General features: G+C 42.7%; 17 protein-coding genes and 2 pseudogenes. 8 read left to right on the top strand and 11 right to left on the bottom strand.

What is annotated here, in order from left to right; translation table 11 throughout:
• Positions 1–279: 279 nt before the first annotated feature.
• Both F973_RS01985 and F973_RS01980 read left to right on the top strand, forming a co-directional pair.
• The gene (locus F973_RS01985) at positions 280–1,269 is read left to right on the top strand and encodes a LysR family transcriptional regulator (protein WP_004677989.1); all 990 of its coding nucleotides are present in this window, start codon (positions 280–282) and stop codon (positions 1,267–1,269) included.
• Positions 1,270–1,409: 140 nt separating this feature from the next.
• Entirely contained in the window at positions 1,410–2,735 is a 1,326-nt protein-coding gene (locus F973_RS01980; RefSeq protein WP_004759685.1) for a polyamine export protein PaeA, read from the top strand.
• Between the two features lie 114 nt (positions 2,736–2,849).
• Here F973_RS01980 and F973_RS01975 read toward each other — a convergent pair whose 3' ends face one another.
• From F973_RS01975 to F973_RS15325, 7 genes and pseudogenes are all read right to left on the bottom strand, one after another.
• Positions 2,850–3,365: a hypothetical protein gene (locus F973_RS01975; RefSeq protein WP_004759684.1), complete on the bottom strand. Its 516-nt coding sequence runs from the start codon at positions 3,363–3,365 to the stop codon at positions 2,850–2,852.
• A 199-nt stretch (positions 3,366–3,564) separates the two neighbouring features.
• Positions 3,565–5,178 (bottom strand): sulfate adenylyltransferase subunit CysN, encoded by a 1,614-nt coding sequence (gene cysN, locus F973_RS01970; protein WP_004759683.1) that lies wholly within the window; start codon positions 5,176–5,178, stop codon positions 3,565–3,567.
• An 83-nt stretch (positions 5,179–5,261) separates the two neighbouring features.
• The gene (gene cysD / locus F973_RS01965; protein ID WP_004759681.1) at positions 5,262–6,170 is read right to left on the bottom strand and encodes a sulfate adenylyltransferase subunit CysD; all 909 of its coding nucleotides are present in this window, start codon (positions 6,168–6,170) and stop codon (positions 5,262–5,264) included.
• Positions 6,163–6,261, bottom strand: coding sequence for a hypothetical protein (locus tag F973_RS14955; protein ID WP_004677999.1), 99 nt, complete (start codon positions 6,259–6,261; stop codon positions 6,163–6,165). Before F973_RS14955 ends, cysD begins: the two co-directional genes overlap by 8 nt.
• A 230-nt stretch (positions 6,262–6,491) precedes the next feature.
• Positions 6,492–7,934, bottom strand: coding sequence for a capsule assembly Wzi family protein (locus tag F973_RS01960; RefSeq protein ID WP_004759679.1), 1,443 nt, complete (start codon positions 7,932–7,934; stop codon positions 6,492–6,494).
• A 155-nt stretch (positions 7,935–8,089) separates the two neighbouring features.
• Positions 8,090–9,616, bottom strand: coding sequence for a lysine--tRNA ligase (lysS, locus tag F973_RS01955; RefSeq protein ID WP_004681145.1), 1,527 nt, complete (start codon positions 9,614–9,616; stop codon positions 8,090–8,092).
• A gap of 157 nt (positions 9,617–9,773) precedes the next feature.
• Positions 9,774–9,851 (bottom strand): annotated as a pseudogene (locus F973_RS15325) (SRPBCC domain-containing protein); the annotation flags it as partial.
• Between the two features lie 255 nt (positions 9,852–10,106).
• On the opposite strand from F973_RS15325, the gene rubA reads away from it, so the two are divergent.
• From rubA to oxyR, 4 genes are all read left to right on the top strand, one after another.
• Complete coding sequence (gene rubA, locus F973_RS01950; RefSeq protein ID WP_004678010.1) at positions 10,107–10,271, top strand: rubredoxin RubA; 165 nt, start codon at positions 10,107–10,109, stop codon at positions 10,269–10,271.
• 82 nt (positions 10,272–10,353) lie between these two features.
• Positions 10,354–11,535 (top strand): rubredoxin reductase RubB, encoded by a 1,182-nt coding sequence (gene rubB / locus F973_RS01945; RefSeq protein ID WP_004759678.1) that lies wholly within the window; start codon positions 10,354–10,356, stop codon positions 11,533–11,535.
• Between the two features lie 89 nt (positions 11,536–11,624).
• Complete coding sequence (locus tag F973_RS01940; protein ID WP_004681149.1) at positions 11,625–12,572, top strand: alpha/beta fold hydrolase; 948 nt, start codon at positions 11,625–11,627, stop codon at positions 12,570–12,572.
• Between the two features lie 6 nt (positions 12,573–12,578).
• On the top strand, positions 12,579–13,484 hold the full coding sequence (gene oxyR, locus F973_RS01935) for a LysR family transcriptional regulator OxyR (RefSeq protein WP_004759676.1): 906 nt from the start codon (positions 12,579–12,581) through the stop codon (positions 13,482–13,484).
• Positions 13,485–13,513: 29 nt separating this feature from the next.
• Here the strand turns inward: oxyR and dusB are convergent, their stop codons facing one another.
• Entirely contained in the window at positions 13,514–14,539 is a 1,026-nt protein-coding gene (dusB, locus tag F973_RS01930; protein ID WP_004759675.1) for a tRNA dihydrouridine synthase DusB, read from the bottom strand.
• Positions 14,540–14,621: 82 nt separating this feature from the next.
• On the opposite strand from dusB, the gene F973_RS01925 reads away from it, so the two are divergent.
• Both F973_RS01925 and F973_RS01920 read left to right on the top strand, forming a co-directional pair.
• Positions 14,622–15,830, top strand: coding sequence for a DUF1615 domain-containing protein (locus F973_RS01925; RefSeq protein ID WP_004759674.1), 1,209 nt, complete (start codon positions 14,622–14,624; stop codon positions 15,828–15,830).
• Complete coding sequence (locus F973_RS01920) at positions 15,797–16,471, top strand: HAD-IB family hydrolase (protein WP_004759672.1); 675 nt, start codon at positions 15,797–15,799, stop codon at positions 16,469–16,471. Before F973_RS01925 ends, F973_RS01920 begins: the two co-directional genes overlap by 34 nt.
• A gap of 37 nt (positions 16,472–16,508) precedes the next feature.
• Here F973_RS01920 and proB read toward each other — a convergent pair whose 3' ends face one another.
• The 3 genes and pseudogenes from proB to F973_RS14950 all read right to left on the bottom strand — a co-directional run.
• A complete protein-coding gene (gene proB, locus F973_RS01915) occupies positions 16,509–17,642 on the bottom strand; it encodes a glutamate 5-kinase (protein WP_004759670.1) in 1,134 nt (377 codons plus the stop codon).
• A 15-nt stretch (positions 17,643–17,657) separates the two neighbouring features.
• Positions 17,658–18,878: an Obg family GTPase CgtA gene (gene cgtA, locus F973_RS01910; protein WP_004759669.1), complete on the bottom strand. Its 1,221-nt coding sequence runs from the start codon at positions 18,876–18,878 to the stop codon at positions 17,658–17,660.
• Positions 18,879–19,002: 124 nt separating this feature from the next.
• Positions 19,003–19,086, bottom strand: a pseudogene (locus tag F973_RS14950) (MFS transporter); the annotation flags it as partial.
• Between the last annotated feature and the right edge of the window lie 17 nt (positions 19,087–19,103).

Genomic DNA, 19,103 nt, shown 5'->3' with positions numbered 1-19,103 from the left:
TTTAATGATTAAATTTTTTATGAAATTCTCTTTTTTCTTATATTTGACTTATTTAAATACAATTTTAGGACTTGCCATACTCCCCAAAACTGACATTTTTTGCCATTTGTAGCACAGTCAGATAAATTTTCCCCTTATGAAAGTGAAATTTTCTCATGGGAAAGTGACTTCCTGATTGGACTGATAGCCAAGGCTTTTTGTAGGATTAAGTTACACAAACATCTTTAAATATGGCATAATTCAACATAATTTAAGGATTTTATTTTCGGTATTTTTTTTATGAATCTGGAGCGGGTTGATCTCAATTTATTAATTTATCTTGATGTACTTCTTCGTGAAAAAAATGTCACACGCGCAGCGGAACAATTAGGTGTTACCCAACCTGCAATGAGTAATATTTTACGCCGTTTGCGTAACTTATTTAATGACCCTCTCCTGATCCGATCTTCCGAAGGGATGACACCGACTGAACGGGCACTGGAACTGCAACCCCGTATTCGTGACGCACTATCAGACCTGTCCATGATTCTGGAACCTCGTACCGAGTTCAGACCTTATACCAGCAATCGCGTGTTCCGCATCATGACCTCCGATTATGCTGAAGCCACTTTGGTTCCCCGCCTTGTAAAAGCCTTGCGTTCTGAAGCGCCAAATGTTGTTTTGGACTTCCTGACTCCAAGTGACGTGTCCTACCGCGATATGGAACAAGGTAAGGTTGATCTGGCAATTAACCGTTTTAATGAAATTCCACAAAGCTTTCATCAGGTATTGGTTTGGCGTGACAGCTTTAGCTGTATTTTAAATGACAAGCACCCTGCCGTAACCCATCTTAATTTAAAAAGTTATTTAGACGCCCAGCATATCTGGGTATCCAAGACAGGTATGGGTGTTGGCTTTGGTGTCAACCCAGACAAACAGGCTGGTTTAGGCTGGATTGATCAGGCTTTGGAACGGATTGGTCAACGCCGTAAAATTTCGGTATTTACCCGTCATTATCAAATGCCTGCTCTTCTGGCACAGAATGTTGATTTAATTGCCACACTTCCAACCCGTATGGCACGTCTACAGGCACAGAATCCAAAACTGATTATAAAGGATCCTCCATTTTATATTCCTGAATTTGAATTAAAGATGGCCTGGTGTCCTTTATTGCATCATCATCCAGCGCATCGCTGGTTAAGGCAGTTAATCCTGTTTGTAGCACGGCAAATGATTGAAGAAGAAAATCGTGAATTTCTTTTAAATAATACGCAGTTTTCACAATATTAACATCTTGTTTTATTATAATGGTTAGCTTTCTACGAGTATGCTTGTTGAACGCTATTGTTACACTGAGGTAATGTTCTAATTACCTCACAACTTTTTTGTGTTAAAACATATTCACAATAATGATAAACCACAGGTGATGTGTGAGTCTCTTCCAAAATATTATTGTCATTATTCTGCTTATTTTTGCGGCGGGTTTTCTATCACTTACTGAAATTGCGCTTGCAGGTGCGCGAAAGGTTAAACTAAAGATTTTAGCGGAATCAGGTGAAATCCGTGCACAGAAAGTTCTGGACTTGCAGGAACAGTCTGCCGACTTCTTTGCCGCCTCACAAATTGGTTTAAATGCGATTGCCATTTTAGGTGGTATTTTAGGTGAAGGGGCGTTTCGCCCCTATTTTGTGGAGTTTGTTGCACGGTTCTATACAGGACCCTGGCTGGAAACGATTGGTTTCGCCCTCTCCTTTACCTTGGTCACTTCGCTGTTTATCCTGTTTGCCGACCTAATGCCAAAACGTCTGGCGATGAATGCACCCGAAAAGATTTCGATTAGGGTGATTGAGCCAATTCAGATTTTCATCAAAATCTGTAAACCTCTGGCTTGGGGAATCAATGCGATTGCCAACCTGTTGTTCCGCCTATTTAAGGTAAATACCATACGTGATGACAATATCACCTTTGATGATATTTCAGCAGTTATGGATGCAGGTGCACAGGCAGGCATTCTACAAAAACAGGAACACCATTTTATTGAGAATGTGTTTGAGCTTGAGGAACGCACAGTTCCATCCAGTATGACCACACGTGAAAATGTGGTGTATTTTACCCTGAAAGAAAATGAAAACAGTATTCGGCAAAAACTGGCGGAATATCCTTATTCAAAATTCCTTGTCTGTAATGAACACATTGATCAGGTGATTGGCTATGTGGATGCCAAAGATATTCTGGTTCGGATTCTAAACAACCAGTCATTGCTTCAACTGAATGAATCAACCATCCGTACCGTCCTGATTATTCCTGACACCCTCACCCTGTCTGAACTGCTGGACCGTTTTCGTTCAACCAAAGAAAAATTTGCAGTCGTCATCAATGAATATGCGTTGGTGGTGGGTGTAATTACCCTCAGTGACATCATGATTACTGTGATGGGTGACTGGGTGACACCAATGGAAGAGGAACAGCAGATCATCAAACGGGACAACCATTCATGGTTTATTGATGGCAGCACGCCAATAGAAGATGTGAAACATGCGCTGGCCATTGAAGAGTTTCCAGAAAATGAAAACTACGAAACCATTGCGGGTTTTATCATGTATCGCTTGCGCAAGATTCCGCGTCCAGCCGATGCTGTAGAATATGCGGGTTTTAAGTTTGAAGTAGTCGATATTGATCATTATAAAATCGACCAACTGCTTGTGACTCAAATCATGCCGAATTTAGAAACAGAGTCACCCACACAGGAAAATTAATCCTAATAAACAGAAAGCCCATTTAGATGGGCTTTTTTCACTTTGCAATAAATCCAAATAACAAAGCGATAATGGTAAAGAGCAATACAAAGAATGTGATTCCACCACTATATTTTAATTTGCACCATACAGTGAAATTAATTCATCGAGCATTGCCTGATAATGAATGGAAATATCTTCCGCCAGAACTTTGTAGGCATTGTCAAACTGAACCATCGGCCAGCCCTCTTTCCAGAATGGAAAAATATTGTGCAAATCATGCGTGACCATCGCGTCTTCACGGGCAATTGCCTGTGCGACCTGAGCCAAAACCTGGGCTGTTTCTGCGCCATCAATCGCCAGATAATCAATCCCACGCGCTTTTAAAATACGGATACGGTCTTTTTTATAACGAATTTTTTTAGCTTGTCCAGAATTTAAACCTAATGCAAGTGTTACTGCTTCTACAAATTTATCTTCAAAACTTGTATTCAGTGCAACCAAAGCTTGCTTGTGTGCTTCTTGACGCCCAGCCTTCCCCCCATTACGGATGATTTCGTTCGCTTCTGCATCAAGCTTATCTTTTTTCATCGACTGTAAAATGTCTAAAATTTCGATATCGCTTAAATATTCAGGAGTTTGCTCAGTCATGGGAGTCCTTAGACAATAATTCAAAGAACTATTGTCTCATAAAAGACATTTCAAAACAGAATAAAAAAAATATCAGCCCGATATATTTATCGCTATTTTAAATTAAATTGAAGAATCAAGAACCTTCAAAGATATAAATCTCGAATTTATAAAATAAAAAAGCCTGCATAAGCAGACTTTTACAAGTCAGTCCAAGCTATTAAAGACGAACCAATTCCACTACTTTTCCAGCAGCCTCTTCAACACTATCCGCTGTCACATCAGTATCTGTACCCTCTACAGTTGTCGTGATCACCACCACACCCGTTTCGCGTAACAAACTAATTTGCTCAGCAGTCAAATTTGCTTTGGCAATTGCCACCACACCCTGTTGAATCAATAAACTTTCCAAAGTCTGAGCCTGTTCAATCAATTGCGCTGAAACACCAATCACCGCAGGTTTTTGACCCAAACGTGCCGCACGATCTTCCGCAGTGACGGGATTGCTATGCGCCGTCCATTCAACTGCCGCTTCAACCATTCCTGCACCAACAGTAACGTTGCTTAAACGGTCAATAAAGATAAATGAACCTGTATAACGGCTGTCCTGATACTGATCAAACACCACTGGCGCATCAAATTCAATCACTACATCTGCAATCGCGTTCAGTTCAAGCTCTTCAACCTGAGTATGTTCAAGTGTATTGACATTCACACGGAAGTTAATTTCAGTCACTTTGGCAGGAACAGTCTGTGTACCAATCTTCACATTGTACAGTTTGCCTTTAACCAAAGGATGTTCAGTCATCCACACCACTGATGCGCGTACAGAACGTGAAATCAAGGGTTGCTCGCCAGCACGGACTAAAACGTTACCACGGGAAATATCAATTTCATCATTCAGCGTTAAGGTCACCGCCTGACCTGCGATGGCTTGCTCAATGTTGCCATCAAAGGTCACAATCTCTTTGACCGTTGATTTTTTACCTGATGGCAATGCAACAATCTCATCACCCACATTGATTTCGCCCAGCGCAATCGTACCCGCAAAACCACGGAAATCAAGGTTTGGACGGTTTACATACTGAACAGGGAAACGGAATTCTTTTTTATTTGAATCACGCTTAATTTCCACTGATTCAAGAATGCTCATCAAGGTTTGACCCTTGTACCATGGCGTACTTGCAGATGGATTAACAACGTTGTCGCCATTCAATGCTGAAATCGGAACGAATAAAATATTCTCTGGACGACGCTCACCAAGCTGGCTTAAGAATGCATCATATTCAACTTGAATTTCGTTGAAACGTGCTTCAGAGAACTCAACCAAGTCCATTTTATTGATCGCAACAACGATATTTTTAATACCAAGTAAACTTGCAATAAAAGTATGACGGCGAGTTTGCGTTTGCACACCATAACGCGCATCAATCAAAATAATCGCAAGATCAGCCGTTGAAGCACCTGTTGCCATGTTACGGGTATATTGCTCATGTCCTGGGGTGTCCGCAATGATAAACTTACGCTTTTCAGTAGAGAAGTAACGATAAGCGACATCAATGGTAATGCCCTGCTCACGTTCTGCCTGTAAACCATCGACAAGCAAGGCAAGGTCAGGTGCATCGCCTGTGGTACCCACTTTCTTACTGTCACGGGTCACTGCCTGCAATTGATCTTCATAAATCAATTTTGAATCGTAAAGCAAACGCCCAATTAAGGTACTTTTACCATCATCGACATTACCGCAGGTTAAGAAACGCAACAGGTCTTTTTGTTCATGCTGTTTTAAATATGCCAAAATATCTTGGCTAATAAGATCTGATTGATGAGACATTGCTCAAAACTCCACAAAATTTGAAATCTAATTTTGTAATTTCCCTACATCCCTCTTTTAACAGAGGGACTTGCTTAAGGAAATTAGAAATAACCTTCCTGCTTTTTCTTTTCCATTGAGCCAGCTTCATCATGGTCAATCATACGACCCTGACGCTCTGAACTGGTGGCTAAAAGCATTTCCTGGATAATTTCTGGCAAGGTATCCGCTTCAGACTCAACCGCACCCGTTAATGGATAGCAGCCCAGCGTACGGAAACGTACCGATTTCATTTGTGGAACTTCGCCCTCTTTTAAACGCATACGTTCATCATCCACCATGATCAACGTGCCACTGCGCTCAACCACTGGACGAACCGCAGAGAAATAAAGAGGAACGATTTGAATATTTTCCAGATAGATATATTGCCAAATATCCAACTCAGTCCAGTTGGACAATGGGAATACACGAATACTTTCGCCTTTGTTCACTTTACCATTGTAAAGATTCCAAAGTTCTGGACGCTGGTTTTTCGGGTCCCAGCGGTGCTTGGTGTCACGGAACGAATAAACACGCTCTTTGGCACGTGATTTTTCTTCATCACGACGTGCGCCACCAAAAGCAGCATCAAACTGGTACTTGTCTAGCGCCTGTTTTAAACCCTGAGTTTTCATGATGTCGGTATATTTTGAGCTGCCGTGGTCAAATGGGTTAATTCCTGCATCACGCCCTTCCGTATTTTGATGCACGATCAGATCAAAACCATGGGTTTTTGCCATGTTGTCACGAAATGCAATCATGTCCTTAAATTTCCAGCCCGTATCTACATGCAGTAGTGGGAATGGAAGCTTAGCTGGATAGAATGCCTTTAATGCCAAGTGCAGCATTACTGCCGAGTCTTTACCAATCGAATAGAGCATGACTGGATTTTCAAATTCAGCAGCCACTTCACGAATAATATGAATACTCTCAGCCTCAAGCTGCTTAAGGTGAGTAAGTCTATTATCAGTCATGAACACATCCCTCCTTATCCATGTTACCCATAAAATCTATAAGTGGTATTAAACCACCACTTGGAAGACCGTGTGGAGGAACGAGTGCCATAACAACTCCAATTTTTCGTGATATTAATATTCTGCCTAGCGGATAAATGATCACGCTAACAAAGGTTATCCATTATAATAATTTAGATCGAGTTCTTTAGCTTGTTTTTTCATATAAATATGCAAAATTATGATATGAAAATTATATTCAGAAATATAGATGCAACCTATTTCACATGAATTTAAACAAAAAAAAGAAGCCCATACAGGCTTCTTTCTGAGTTGGTTAATTTAGAAACCGAACATATTGCGTTCCAATGGAATTTCAACGCCTACCGAAACACCGCCATCACGGCCATTTAAATCAGAGTCGCTGACCCAGCCATTCACTTTCAGTGGAAGTGTCGGTTTTATATAGTGTGTCCAGGTGAGGTCCAGCCCCTTAATGCTATCTTCTTTTGGAAATGCCGCATTAATGGCTAAATTGGACTGGTTTACTTTGGCATATAAGGCACGCCCACTTAGGCGGTTCATCACATCAAAGCGAATGTCACCACCAACAGAGTACATCTGCCCATCACCACCAACTGCATGTCCTAATGGGAAACCATGCTGATAATAACCATCCGTATAGACATAATGGTTATATGACACGCCATCCACTTGACCATTGGTACGTGTATCTGCCCATTCTGCATAAAGCTGATATGGCATATTCTTATAGATTGAAGAGAAATCTGCACCTGCTAGATACATTTTTTTGGCTGGCAAGAATCCTGCTTCATCTTCACCAACATATTGTCCATAAATACCCACAGGTATTTGCAATAATGGATGCATATTTAGACGAAAATCCAGACCTGCAATCTGATTTGACTTATCATCATTTGCAGAATCAAAGTTGTCGTTTCCTTTAATTGCGTTCCATAAAGAATCCAGACTTTCTGGGCGTCCCTCACCACCCCATTGCAATATACGTGAACCACCAAGCTCCAGATAAGACAAAGGTTGTACAGTCAAGCGTAGACTAAGAAGTTTCGCACCTGGAATGGCTTTGTAATCGTCCAGTTGCCCTGCAAAGGCCTGATATTGCCAAGGACCAATCCATGATAGCCACTTTGTTTCAAAGGCATTCTGTACCGCACGCTGAGCGATTATCCCGTAAACAGGACGGCTGGCATCACCCCGAATCAGGCTTCCATCATGTCCTGGCCCCCAGTAAGTTGGGACTTGCCCAGCAATCAACCATTGATTCCAGAGTTTGCCCGCAAGATAGGAACCCTCGACATTGGCATCATGTCCATTATCAATCAATGGATCTTTTTCGCCATTGATACGCAACTTGGCATCCCAGTTCTCACCGCCAGCATTAAACTCAGCCGCAACCTGATATTGTGATTTTTGATTATCGCCAAATGTTTGGGGAATTGTTTTTAAGTCAGTACCAGCATATAAACCAACCTTGGCTGGCCCATTATCTGCCTTTAGCGCATGAATGACTGAATTAACCACTTTTTGCTGGGTGTTATTACTGACTTTCGCCTGCGCCAATGCACGTTGAATTTCATCACCACTTAATGGCCAGGTCGAAGTACTGATCTGGATGACACCTTGCTGGTTTAACCAGTTTAAATCGGTACGTAAATTTTCATCATTCAGCACTAAACCTTGAGCAAGGGTAATAGAAGAAAAGCAGGCAAATACCGCCATAGATAGTGATTTTTTTAAAAACATGCCAGAAATATTCTCAGATATATTTATGCAGGACATCATCGTTTTTTTATCTACACTTTTCAATCATTAAAGAAAACAATTACATTTTCTTTACATCCAAACAAAAAGGCCACTTTTTAAAAGCGGCCTTTTCAAGTATTTATAGGATTAAAAAATTAATCTTTACGGCGCATATGTGGGAATAAAATCACGTCACGGATACTCGGCGCATCAGCAAAAAGCATAACCAAACGGTCAATACCAATTCCCTCACCTGCGGTAGGAGGCAGACCATATTCAAGTGCTTCCACAAAATCGGCATCATAATGCATGGCTTCATCATCACCCGCGTCTTTTTCAGCCACCTGTGCCTGAAAACGTTCAGCCTGATCAATCGGGTCATTTAGCTCTGAGAAACCATTTGCCAACTCACGACCACCAATAAAGAACTCAAAACGGTCAGTAATGTGTGGATTATCATCATTACGGCGTGCAAGTGGTGATGTTTCCGCTGGATATTCAGTAATGAACGTTGGCTGACGTAGTTTGGTTTCCACTGTTTCTTCAAACACAATAGTCTGCAATTTACCTAAACCAAATCCTGGTTTCACTTGTTCCTTAAGCACTTCCTGCGTGAACTTTGCCAGGAACTCACGATCATTGACATTTTCAGGGGTAAAATCAGGATTATGCTCAAGAATCGCATCAAACATTGAGATTTTCCTGAATGGACCTTTAAAGCTAAATACTTCGCCTTGATATGGCACATCAGTCGTACCCAGAATATCAAGGGCCAGCTTTTCAAGCATATTTTCAGTCAATGCCATCAGGTCTTTATAGTCAGCATAAGCCTGATAGAACTCAATCATGGTGAATTCAGGGTTATGGCGTGTTGAAACTCCCTCATTACGGAAGTTACGGTTAATTTCAAACACACGCTCGAAACCACCCACCACCAAACGCTTTAAGTAAAGCTCTGGTGCAATACGCAGGAATAACGGCATATCCAAAGCATTATGATGCGTTTCAAATGGACGAGCTGATGCACCGCCTGGAATCACATGCATCATTGGGGTTTCAACTTCCATGAAACGTTCATTACTTAAGAACGCACGAATCCCCGCCACAACCTTGGCACGGATTTCAAATGTCTTACGGGTTTCTTCGTTGACGATCAGGTCTAAATAACGTTTACGATATTTCGCTTCGGTATCGGTTAAACCGTGAAATTTATCTGGTAGTGGACGAAGTGACTTGGTCAACAATTCAAACTGTTCAAGGTGTACATATAAATCACCTTTACCAGAACGGCCTATATAGCCTTCAGCCGCGATAATATCACCGAGGTCCAGACTTTTGATTGTTTCCAAAGTTTCAGCTGCTAAACCTTTACGGTCAACATAAAGCTGGATACGACCCGTCATGTCCTGAATCACAATGAATGATCCACGGTTCAGCATGACACGACCCGCAACCTTTACATAGACTTTTTCAGCACTTTCAATCTGTGCCTTGTCCTGTTCCTTAAACTGTTCTTGCAGGTCAGCAGTATAATGCTCACGCTTAAATGTATTCGGCCAAGGACTTTTGCCTGTTTCCTTTGCCGTATCCTGAATTTGTTTTAATTTGGCATGACGCTGTGCGATTAAATCGTTTTCAGAAAGTGTTTGTTCAGAAGTCGATTGAGCGTTTTGCTGCGTCATCTCTGCCTCGGGCTAAGTAAAAATGAAGTAGCATAGAATAGCAGATCATGAAACGTTTTCGTATTATTTCAACTGAACAATTCAAAAAAATGAATATTTATCAATTTTAAATAGAATCGCCGTTTGATTAAGCCCTATCTATTACGCAACTTTTTAGTTATTTTTCCGCCAGATGTTTAGCCATTGCAAGTCCTTGATCAAAGCGTTTATTCATAAACTCGATATATTCGGGCTTTTTTTATTACACAAGCCATTATATTTTTCAAAAAATTAGAGTAATTGCTCAAACAACAAAACTTTCAGATAAGTTTGCCATTCCACTTTTTGTATAAATCATTAAACTCTTGCATTTACTTTACTTAAATGTTGTTGTGCGTAAAAATCTAACTCCCGATCAACACAAGTTAGTTCATTGCAGCGATCGTAGCGACATTATGGAATAGTTTTACTGAAAGGCAACTTGAGCATACCTATCAGTTTGGAGAGTCACATGAAAAAATATCAATGTATCGTCTGTGGATGGATTTACGACGAAGCTGAAGGCTGGCCACAAGACGGCATTGCCGCAGGTACCAAATGGGAAGATATCCCAGATGACTGGACTTGCCCAGATTGCGGCGTTTCAAAAGCTGATTTTGAGATGGTTGAAATCTAAATGAATTAAAAAAGACCATGACATGAGCATGGTCTTTTTTTTCCTGTAATGTGTTTTAAGTGAAAAAATATTGGAGAATATAATGCATCCTATCATCATCATTGGATCAGGTATGGCGGGTTACACCGTTGCACGTGAGTTTCGTAAACTCAGTCCTGAACAAGAACTGGTTATGATCTGTGCGGATGATGCGGTGAATTATGCAAAACCAACATTATCAAATGCCTTTGCGGGCAATAAGGCACCTGAACAAATTGCTTTGGGCGATGCCACAAAAATGGCAACCCAGTTGAACATGCGTATTGAGGCCGAAACCTGGGTCAAGGAAATTAATGCTGAAAGGCATGAAATCACGTTGGAAAAAAATGGTGAAACCATTACTCAACCCTATTCAAAACTCGTTTTGGCTGTGGGTGCCAATCCAATCCGTTTAGCCATTGCAGGTGATGGTAGTGATGATATTCATGTGGTGAACTCGCTGACTGATTACCGTATATTCCGTGAGAACCTGTCAAAACGTAAAGACAAGCGTGTGGTTATTTTGGGTGCGGGCTTGATTGGCTGTGAATTTGCCAATGACTTACTTCACAGTAACTACGATGTCACCGTGATTGACCTTGCCCCACAACCACTGGGCCGTTTATTACCAAACCATGTTGCGGAAGCCTTTAAAACCAATTTAGAGCAGGCGGGCATTAAATTCGCCCTTTCAACCACTGTTGAAAAAGTGACCAAGATCAATGATGGCGAAGACTATGCGGTCACATTGGCCAATGGTCAGACCTTGGTCGCTGACATCGTTCTTTCAGCAATTGGTTTACAGCCAAATATTGCACTGGCAAAAGAAGCAAATATCCAGACCAGTCGTGGCATCATTACCAATACCCTATTGGAAACCAGCCAGCCTGACATCTATGCAGTGGGTGACTGTGCTGAGGTGAATGGAACATTACTGCCATTCGTCATGCCAATCATGCAACAGGCCCGTGCCTTGGCAAAAACACTGAGTGGTCAAAATACCAATGTCCATTACCCTGCAATGCCAGTTGCGGTAAAAACACCTGCCGCACCGCTGACTGTTTTACCTGCACCACTGGATGTTGAGGTGAACTGGGAAACTGAAGAGTTTGATGACGGTATGCTTGCCAAAGCAGTAGACAGTCAAGGCACCTTAAGAGGTTTTGTGCTGTTGGGGGCAACCGCAAGTAAACAGCGTTTAGCCTTAAGCAAACTCGTTCCAGACTTGATTCCTGCACAGGTTTAGGGTTTAAATACCAGAGTTTGTTGTGAAATGAATATCCCCCAAACTCTGACCCTGTATTTATAAAAAAAATTCAACACGGAACGAATGCCATGAACAGTGCTTTACAATTTAATATGTCGCCTTATGCACCTTTTATGCAGGAAACCAAAGTCACTTTGGGCAATGGCATTGAATTGCATGTAGAGATGGGCGGCAATCCTGAGCACCCAACCATTCTACTGATCATGGGTTTAGGTGCACAAATGCTGTTCTGGCCTGACTTCTTTTGCAAATCGCTGATTGATCAGGGCTTCCGTGTCATCCGTTTTGACAACCGTGATATTGGGCTATCTTCCAAGGTCCGCAACAAAGAACGCCAACGTCTCAACACCATGAAGCTGATGAGTCGTTTTATGGTCGGTCTAGGCAATGAGGGAGCACCCTATACCTTGTATGACATGGCAGATGATGTTGCCATGCTGATTGACCAGTTGGGTATAGAGAAAACCTATATTCTTGGTGCATCCATGGGTGGCATGATTTCACAGATTGTTGCGGCAAAATATCCAGAAAAAGTTGAAAAAGTGGGCTTACTGTTTACCAGTAACAACCAGCCTTTTCTGCCACCGCCTTATCCAAAACAGATTTTAAGCCTACTGGGCAAACCAGCAACGCATGACGAGGAAACCATTGTCAATCACAGCCTGAAAGTATTTCACATCATTGGATCACCAGGTTATGTGAACCAGGTTGAGGCAATTCAAACCATTCGCAAGCTATATCGTCGTAGTTTTTACCCAGCGGGTGTACTTCAACAGTTTTTAGCAATATTATGTACGGGTTCCCTGTTGCCATTAAACAGGAACATTACCCAACCGACCTTGGTGGTTCATGGTTCAAGAGACCGTTTGCTGCCCCCAAGTCACGGAAAAGCTGTAGCAAAAGCGATTTCTGGTGCTAAGTTTGAATTAATTCAAGGAATGGGGCATGATATTCCAGCACATTTCATTCCACAACTTAGCGGTTTGTTTGCTCATCATTTTAGATCATCACACTAGGACACTATGGCTGCATTACCCTCATTAAGACAGCTATCATATTTAGTTACGTTGTCAGAAACTTTACATTTTACCGAAGCAGCACGCCGTTCATTTGTCACCCAGTCAACACTGTCGGGCGGCATTATGGAACTGGAGCGCTTATTAGGTGGCGTCTTAGTTGAGCGTGATCGTCAAAACGTCCGTTTAACCCCTTTAGGTGAACAGGTTGTTGCACGGGCCCGCGTGTTATTGGCCGATGCGCAGGACCTAATGCGTTTAAGCCGTGAAATGAGCGAACCTTTAACAGGTGACCTTCATCTTGGCATCATCCCAACCATTGCACCCTTTATCCTGACCCAGCTTCTGGATGAAGTGCACCAGCAGTTGCCAAAAATTCAACTCCATCTGCATGAAGCCCAAAGCGAGAAGATTGTAGAGAAACTGGAACATGGCAATCTGGACATGATTGTACTTGCCCTGCCTTTTGATACACGTAGCTTAAAGGTTGTCGAAATTGCCAAAGAGCATTTATTCCTTGTCTACAACAAGAAAGATAAAAATGCGGCCAATGCAAATTCCCTGGATGATCTGGATTTGTCTCGCCTTATGCTACTGGAAGAAGGCCATTGTTTGCGTGACCATGCCCTCAGTGCCTGTCCTGTGGGTGAACGCAAGAATGACCAGCGTTTAAAGGCAAGTTCTCTACCCACCTTGGTGGAAATGGTCTCTTCAGACCTAGGCTTTACTTTATTGCCTGAAATTGCATTAAAGAACAGCATGATTCATTTCAATGAAGCTATTGAAGTGAAATCAATTGAAGATGCTCCAAGCCGCATCCTTGCCTTGGTGACGCGTAAAAGCACACCACTGCAAAGTGAGTTTGATGTGATTATGCAAATCCTACAGAAAATCACTGCACATTTGCAATAATCAATACTTTGGGCGAATTCACTTCGCCCCTACTTGATCTCTAATAAATTTACCTGCTCAACCTGAACATCACTCATACGCTGCCCCTGATCAAGTAACTGATCAAAATAGGCTTCCACCACTTTCGCCTGATCAGCGGTATTCTCAACCTTATACATATTCTGGCGAAATTCATTACTTGAACGTAAGCCCTTGGTGTACCAGGCGATATGCTTACGCGCGATACGGCAACCAGAATACTCACCATAGAACTGATAAAGTTCAGCCAAATGACCAAGCAGGACCGCTTTTACTTCGGCAATATCAGGTGCAGCCAAATGTTCGCCTGTTTTTAAATAATGCGCGATTTCCCGAAAAATCCACGGTCTTCCCTGTGCGGCCCGTCCAATCATAATCGCATCCGCACCTGTATAGTCCAGCACATATTTGGCTTTTTCAGGACTATCAATATCACCATTGGCAATTAAGGGAATATTGATCATTTGCTTAACTTGCTTAATCAACTCATAACGGGCTGTATTTAAATACATATCCTCACGGGTACGACCGTGCAGGGCCAAGGCCGCAATCCCTGCCTGTTCAGCCCGTTTTGCCACACGCAGGATATTTTCCTGACCATTCAGAAAGCCCAGACGAGTTTTTAAGGTGACAGGAACATCTACAGCGGCCACCACGGTATCCAAAATACGGGCGACTAGATCTTCATCCTGAAGCAAGGCTGAACCAGCGAGCTTGTTACAGACCTTTTTGGCTGGGCAGCCCATATTGATATCAACAATTTGTGCACCATTGGCAACTTGATAACGTGCTGCCTCGGCTAATTCAAACGGGTCAGAACCTGCGATTTGTGCGGAGATGGGTGCAAGCTCACCATCAAAATTGGCCCGATATAAACTCTTTTTGCTCATGCGTAGGGTTTTATCAGCCGTCATCATTTCACTGACCGCATGCCCTGCCCCAAAGTACTTGCATAATGAACGGAATGGTCTGTCAGTGACACCCGCCATCGGGGCAATGATCAAATTATTTGACAGTTGGTATGAACCAATATACATATATTTTCTTACAAATTCTGATCAACATAGTATACTTCATTCGCCCATTTGACTCATCTTTTTATGCGGTGTTGTCCTGATTATGAATAAATCGTTCCCAGCTCGTCCTTTATTTAAAACCTTTAGCATCATTGCAGCCTGCATCAGTCTCAGTGCCTGCGGTGACAACGCATGGTGGTCAAATGGTAAAGAACCTGAAATGGAAGCAGAGCAGATTAAGAAAGTCATTCCAGCACGTGTGAATGACCGACAATCCTGGGCACAGGATATTTTTGACATTATGCAGGAACTCAGCATTCCAAAAACCAAGCAGAACGTATGTAGTGTGGTTGCTGTGGTAGATCAGGAATCAAACTTTGTTGCCGACCCTGCCGTGCCTGGACTGGGTGAAAAAGCGGTACAGGAAATTAACAGCCGCCTAAAAGAGAAGTTTGAGGCCAAACTGGGTGAAACCATTGGTGGAACGGTGGCGGAGTATTTTGAAGATGTGTTGAAAAACCAGCCCTCTCCAGAAAATAATTACATGAGCCAAATGCGTAAGGTCAAAACTGAACGCGAGCTGGATTTACTCTATCGTGAAATTTTTGACTATATGTCCAAGCACTACCATGTTAGTGCCTTAACTGGTGCGGCAAAACTGGTAGGTCAGGATATTGGCGAAAAGATGAACCCGATTACCACACTGGGTTCCATGCAGGTCCATATCAACTATGCCAAAGAACATAAACGCCAAAGCGGCAGCATCGCTGAACTACGCAATGATCTTTATACCCAATATGGTGGTCTATATTATGGTATTCACCGTTTAATGGAATACCCTGCCGATTATGACAAGGCCATCTACCGTTTCGCAGACTATAACTCAGGCATGTATTCCAGTCGAAATGCGGCTTTTCAGAGTATGCTGAATGCAATGACCAAAACTGAAATCAGTCTGGATGGCGACCTACTGCTCTACACCAAGAATGGTGATATTAGGGCAACCCAGAGCCAGACAGAGAAAGAGCTGATTGCAATTTTTGCACAAAACAACATTCTGGTAACACCACGCCAGATTCGTAGTGACTTAAAAAAAGAAAAAGAAAAAAGTTTTGAAGACACGCAAACTTATTTAGCAGTGCAAAAGCTCTATCAAAATGAAACCCAAAAAGAACCAATTTATGCAACCATGCCTCAAGTCGTTATTTCAGGGCCAAAACTGAGCCGTGATTACAATACCAATTGGTTTGCAAGCCGTGTAAATGGACGATATGAAACATGCATGCAAAAAGCGAAACGCATAAAACTTTAAACCTTGCCTTATTTGATTTTGATGGGACACTTTATCCCAAGGACAGTTTTACTGGATTTATTTTTTATACGCTCTCAAAAAAACATATCGTAAAAAAAGGCTTGAAAATCCTACCGTGGATTCATGCCTATTATTTAAAGCTGTACCCTGCCCATGCGATGCGAGCACGCTTGTTTCAGAGCATGTTTAAGGGCATTGCAGCAGATTTTGTACAAAATTTGGCACAGGAATATGCCCTACAGCTTACTCAGAATTTAGATCAGAACCTATTGCAACAACTTCGCCTGCATCAACAACAGGGTGATCACATTGTGCTGGTTTCGGCTTCGATTGATCTTTATCTTGTGCCAATCTGTGAGTTTCTAAATATCGAATTAATCTGTACAGCAACAGAAATTAAGAACGGCCTGCTGACAGGTCATTACAGTTCCGAAGACTGTAGCTGTGAACAGAAAAAATTACGGATTTTGCAACAATACAATTTAGAGGACTATCAATATATCTATGTTTATGGAAATAGCGAAGAAGATCTGGATATGTTGTCATTGGCTGACCACCCGTACATGATGGGAGAAAATAAATCACTTCCAGAATTAAAATTTGATGCACTAAGAATTAGTCCCAATATAGAACGAACATAAAAAAACTCGCCTAAGCGAGCTGTTTTTCTATTTGTATTTAGTAAATCGCCATATGGTTACGGTGAATCATCTCTAACGAACGTGCCTCACCTAACACCTGATGCACTTTGTCAGAAGCCAAGCCTTTAACCAAATCTGCAGAACGCGAACTAAAATTAACACGTCCCACTGCCACACGATGACCTTGTGTATCTACACACTCCACCACATCACCACGTTCAAAATGCCCTTCTACAGCTTTAACACCCACAGGCAATAAACTACGGTGGTTTTCTTTAATGGCTTTAACTGCGCCATCATCAATCACCAAACGCCCTGCTGTTTGTAAATGTGCAGCCAACCACTGTTGATGCGCCGCGATACGGTCATTGTCGCTAATGAACAGCGTACCCAACATTTCGCCCGCCATTAAACGCGCCAATACGTTATCACTTTCACCACTGGCAATTAATGTTGGACAACCCGATTTAGCCGCTAAACGCGCTGCACGGACTTTAGTCAGCATGCCGCCACGCCCGAACTTGCCACTACCGCCCGCCATATCAAACAGACTTTCATCCAAAGCACGTACAGTATGGAACAGTTTCGCATTTGGATTAGAACGTGGATCGGAGTCAAACATGCCTTGCTGATCGGTCAAAATAATTAATAAATCGGCATGTACCTGCCCTGCGACCATTGCAGCTAGAGTGTCATTGTCACCAAAACGGATTTCATCGGTTGAGACTGTATCATTTTCATTGATGACAGGAATCACACGCCAGTCAATCAGGTTTTGTAAAGCATCACAGGAGTTGAGATAACGGCGGCGATCTGCAAGATCATCATGCGTGAGTAGAACCTGTGCGGTTTGAATACCATGCTGATCCAGTACGCTTGACCATGTATGAATCAAACCCATTTGACCAATGGCGGCACAGGCCTGCAAACTGGGTAGATCGGTGGGTCGAGTCGCAAGCTTCATGCGTACCATCCCTTCTGCTACTGCACCTGAGGACACAAGTATGATTTCATGTCCAGCATTGTGTAGATCTGCAATCTGTTTCGCCCAGTGCGAAATTGCATTTAAATCTAGACCTTGCCCATTTGCAGTAAGTAAAGATGATCCGATTTTAACAACGATTCGTTTACACGCATTGAGCTGACGTTGCCCATCGACCACTTCTATCATTTTTTCCTCGATTCACTAGTCGCGTACGTAAATACTTTCTACGCCGCCTTCATCCTCATCGTCATCAAAGTCATCTTCATCGTCTTCCAGACCCGCTTCACGCTGAGCCTTACGCATGGCACGATAAGCTTCTTTTGCCGCGATGGTTTGTTCACGTGTTTCAGCCTCAAGCTGCTCACGGAATGCTTTAATTTCTGCTGCATACTCAGGATCTTCAACTTCACGTTCACGCTGTTGCTCAATTTGATCCATAAGGTAATACACAACTTCTTTGGTGCCTTCTGACATAAGGCCAGATGTCTTGAATACTGGACCTGTCCACTGCAATTCATCCAGAATGTGCTGGCACCATTCATCCCTTGATTCTTCAGCAATCTGGTCAAGCTTGTTCAACACCAGAACCAGTGGAAGTTTTGCCAAGGTTGGAGAGAATTTTTTCAACTCGCCCAGAATTGCTCTGGCATTATGTGCAGGGTCCGAACCATCAATCGGCTGGACATCCACAATATGCAACAGGATACGGGTACGCGCCAAGTGTTTAAGGAAGCGAATCCCTAGACCCGCGCCCTCTGCCGCTCCTTCGATCAACCCTGGAATATCCGCCATCACGAAAGAACGGTGACGATCCGCATCCACCACACCCAGGTTCGGCACCATGGTGGTAAATGGATAGTCTGCCACTTTTGGCTTGGCCGCACTGACTGCGCGGATAAACGTGGATTTACCAGCATTTGGCATGCCCAGCAGGCCAACATCTGCAAGCACTTTTAATTCCAAACGTACTTCACGATATTCGCCCTTGATACCATGTGTGCATTTACGTGGTGAACGGTTGGTCGATGATTTAAAGTGTGTGTTACCTAAACCACCATCACCGCCATGTGCCACTTTGACACGCTGACCATCCTTGACCAAGTCACCAATAATGTCGCCAGATTCAGTATCCACGATGGTTGTACCCACAGGTACTTTTAGGATAACGTCCTCACCGCCACGACCTGAACAGTTCGCACCAGCGCCATTCTTACCACGTTCCGCACGGAATCGACGGGTATAACGGTAATCAACCAGCGTACCAGTATCATCATCGGCCTGGATATAGATACTTCCACCACGCCCCCCATCACCGCCATCAGGACCACCAAAAGGGACAAATTTTTCACGGCGAAAACTGGCTACGCCATTGCCACCGTCGCCAGCCTCTACGGTTATGACTGCTTCATCAACAAAGCGCATGTGCCAATCCTCTAAAATCTTAAAAGCGGACTATTCTGCCACATTTTAATAAATTTCTCGAATAGAAAAATCAGCAAATACGTTTCTAGCTTTAAAAAAGTGTTATTTCATTGTGTTATGGATGCCTATTCTTCAATGGAATATAAATATTAAAATGCTTAAGCACCCACATCGCAACATATACACCACACAAGTTGGCCACCACAATTAAGGCAAATACCGTGA

The organism is Acinetobacter sp. CIP 102129, assembly GCF_000368305.1.
Classification (GTDB): domain Bacteria; phylum Pseudomonadota; class Gammaproteobacteria; order Pseudomonadales; family Moraxellaceae; genus Acinetobacter; species Acinetobacter parvus.
Note: the sequence above shows the minus strand (reverse complement) of the source record. Positions and strands in the feature narration are given on the sequence as shown.